3 protein-coding genes are annotated in these 2,960 nt (G+C 60.6%); all 3 read left to right on the top strand.

Annotated features, from left to right (window positions below; all coding sequences use genetic code 11):
* Positions 1-12: 12 nt before the first annotated feature.
* Positions 13-1,689, top strand: coding sequence for a formate--tetrahydrofolate ligase (locus FN806_RS20335; RefSeq protein ID WP_142640425.1), 1,677 nt, complete (start codon positions 13-15; stop codon positions 1,687-1,689).
* Positions 1,690-1,747: 58 nt separating this feature from the next.
* Positions 1,748-2,053 carry a chorismate mutase gene (locus tag FN806_RS20330; RefSeq protein ID WP_142640424.1) on the top strand — a complete coding sequence of 102 codons (306 nt, stop codon included), beginning with the start codon at positions 1,748-1,750 and terminating at the stop codon, positions 2,051-2,053.
* A 53-nt stretch (positions 2,054-2,106) separates the two neighbouring features.
* On the top strand, positions 2,107-2,960 hold an 854-nt coding region (folD, locus tag FN806_RS20325; RefSeq protein ID WP_142640423.1), incomplete at its 3' end, for a bifunctional methylenetetrahydrofolate dehydrogenase/methenyltetrahydrofolate cyclohydrolase FolD.

Genomic DNA, 2,960 nt, shown 5'->3' with positions numbered 1-2,960 from the left:
GACCGAAACCCAATGAGCTATAAATCTGACATCGAAATTGCGCGTGAGGCGAAGAAGAAGCCGATTCAGGAGATTGGTGCGAAGATCGGCATCGAATCTGCTGATCTTCTGCCCTATGGCCATGACAAGGCAAAGGTGAGCCAGGACTTCATCAATTCGGTTCAGGGCCGTGAGGACGGCAAGCTGATTCTGGTGACGGCGATCAACCCGACGCCTGCGGGTGAGGGTAAGACGACGACGACTGTGGGTCTGGGTGACGGTCTGAACCGGATCGGCAAGAACGCGATGATCTGTATCCGTGAGGCTTCGCTGGGCCCGAACTTTGGCATGAAGGGCGGCGCTGCGGGTGGTGGTTACGCGCAGGTTGTTCCGATGGAAGAGATGAACCTGCACTTCACCGGTGACTTTCACGCCATCACCAGCGCCCATTCACTGCTGTCGGCGATGATCGACAACCACATCTACTGGGGCAATGAGTGCGAGATCGACATTCGCCGTGTAGCGTGGCGTCGTGTGGTCGACATGAACGACCGCGCGCTGCGTCAGATCACGGCCAGCTTGGGTGGCGTATCGAACGGTTTCCCGCGCGAGACCGGCTTTGACATCACCGTGGCCTCTGAGGTTATGGCGATCCTGTGCCTGGCCAACGACCTGAAAGATCTGGAAAAGCGTCTGGGTGACATCATCGTGGCCTATCGCCGCGACAAGACCCCGGTTTACTGTCGCGACATCAAGGCCGAAGGCGCGATGACGGTGCTGCTGAAGGACGCGATGCAGCCGAACCTGGTGCAGACGCTGGAAAACAACCCGGCCTTTGTGCATGGCGGCCCGTTTGCCAACATCGCGCATGGCTGTAACTCGGTCATTGCGACCAAGACCGCGCTGAAAGTGGCTGACTATGTGGTGACCGAAGCGGGCTTTGGCGCCGATCTGGGCGCCGAGAAATTCATGAACATCAAGTGCCGCAAAGCGGGTATCGCGCCGTCGGCTGTGGTGCTGGTCGCCACCGTGCGTGCGATGAAGATGAATGGCGGTGTGGCCAAGGCTGATCTGGGTGCGGAAAACGTCGACGCGGTCAAATCGGGCTGTGCCAACCTGGGTCGTCACATCGAAAACGTCAAATCCTTTGGCGTGCCGGTTGTGGTTGGCATCAACCACTTCGTCACCGATACCGACGCTGAAGTGCAAGCCGTGAAAGACTATTGCTCTGACCACGGGGTCGAAGCGGTTCTGTCGCGTCACTGGGAGTTGGGGTCGGAAGGTTCGGCGCCGCTGGCCGAGAAGGTGGTCGAAATCGTCGAAGGGGGCACAGCGAACTTTGCGCCGATCTACCCCGACGATATGCCGCTGTTCGAGAAGATCGAAACCATCGCCAAGCGCATCTATCGCGCGGACGAGGTTCTGGCCGACAACAAGATCCGCAACCAGCTGCGTGAATGGGAAGAAGCCGGTTACGGCAACCTGCCGGTCTGCATGGCCAAGACGCAATATTCCTTCTCGACCGATCCCTCGTTGCGCGGCGCGCCCACCGGCCATTCGGTTCCGGTGCGCGAGGTGCGCCTGAGCGCGGGTGCCGGATTTATCGTGGCGGTCTGTGGTGAGATCATGACTATGCCGGGCCTGCCGCGCAAACCGGCGGCCGAAAGCATCTGCCTCAATGACGCAGGTGAGATCGAGGGCTTGTTCTAAGTCGCCAGATAAGACATCTCGTGATCCGGAGAATGCTCCGGGCCACGAGGAGATCACGATGCCCACTCTGACACCGCCGCAAGACTGCGCAACGATGCAGGATCTGCGGATTCAGATCGACCAGCTGGACCGGCACCTGATCGAGATGCTGGTGAGGCGCGCCAGCTACATTGATCGCGCGTCTGAGTTGAAGCCGGGCGAGGGCCTGCCGGCCCGTATTCCGGATCGTGTTGAAGAGGTGGTGCAAAAGGTGCGTGCCAGCTCTCAGGCGGCGGGGATGGACCCCGATCTGGCCGAGACGCTGTGGCGCATTCTGATTGACTGGTCGATTGCGCGTGAGGAACGTGTGCTCGGCAACGACTGACTGACCGGGCGCCCCAAGCGCCCGATCCGTTTTTGGGAAGAAGGGATCGAAGAATGGTAGCGCAGGTTATCGACGGTAAGGCCTTTGCAGCAACGGTGCGGGCACAGGTTGCCGATCAGGTTGCAAAGCTGAAGGACGAAAATGGCATCACCCCTGGTCTGGCCGTGGTTCTGGTGGGCGAAGACCCGGCCAGCCAGGTCTATGTCCGCTCGAAGGGCAAGATGACCGTCGAGGTCGGCATGAACTCGTATGAGCACAAGCTGGATGTGGACACCTCCGAGGCAGACCTGCTGGCATTGATCGACAAGCTGAATACCGATCCCGCAGTCCACGGCATTCTGGTGCAACTGCCGCTGCCCAAGCATCTGAACGAAGATCTGGTGATCAATTCGATCGACCCGGCCAAGGATGTCGACGGGTTCCACATCTCGAATGTGGGCCTGCTGGGCACCGGTCAGAAATCGATGGTGCCCTGTACCCCACTGGGCTGCCTGATGATGCTGCGGGACCATCATGGATCGTTGTCGGGCATGGATGCGGTTGTGATCGGCCGCTCGAACATCGTTGGCAAGCCGATGGCGCAGCTGCTGCTGGGCGACAGCTGCACCGTGACCATCGCGCATAGCCGCACCAAGGATCTGCCCGATGTTGTCCGTCGCGCCGATATCGTTGTCGCCGCTGTGGGCCGCCCCGAGATGGTGCCCGGCGACTGGATCAAGGAAGGCGCCACGGTCATCGACGTGGGCATCAACCGCATTGAACGCGACGGCAAGAACAAGCTGGTCGGAGACGTGGATTACGCCAGCGCCGCCGAACGCGCCGGAGCAATCACCCCCGTCCCCGGTGGCGTCGGCCCCATGACAATCGCATGCCTGCTGGCCAACACCCTGACCGCCGCATGCCGCGC

Source organism: Ruegeria faecimaris (assembly GCF_900182615.1).
GTDB classification, from domain to species: domain Bacteria; phylum Pseudomonadota; class Alphaproteobacteria; order Rhodobacterales; family Rhodobacteraceae; genus Ruegeria; species Ruegeria faecimaris.
The sequence above is the reverse complement of the archived record's forward strand: the minus strand, read 5'-3'. Positions and strand labels throughout refer to the sequence as shown.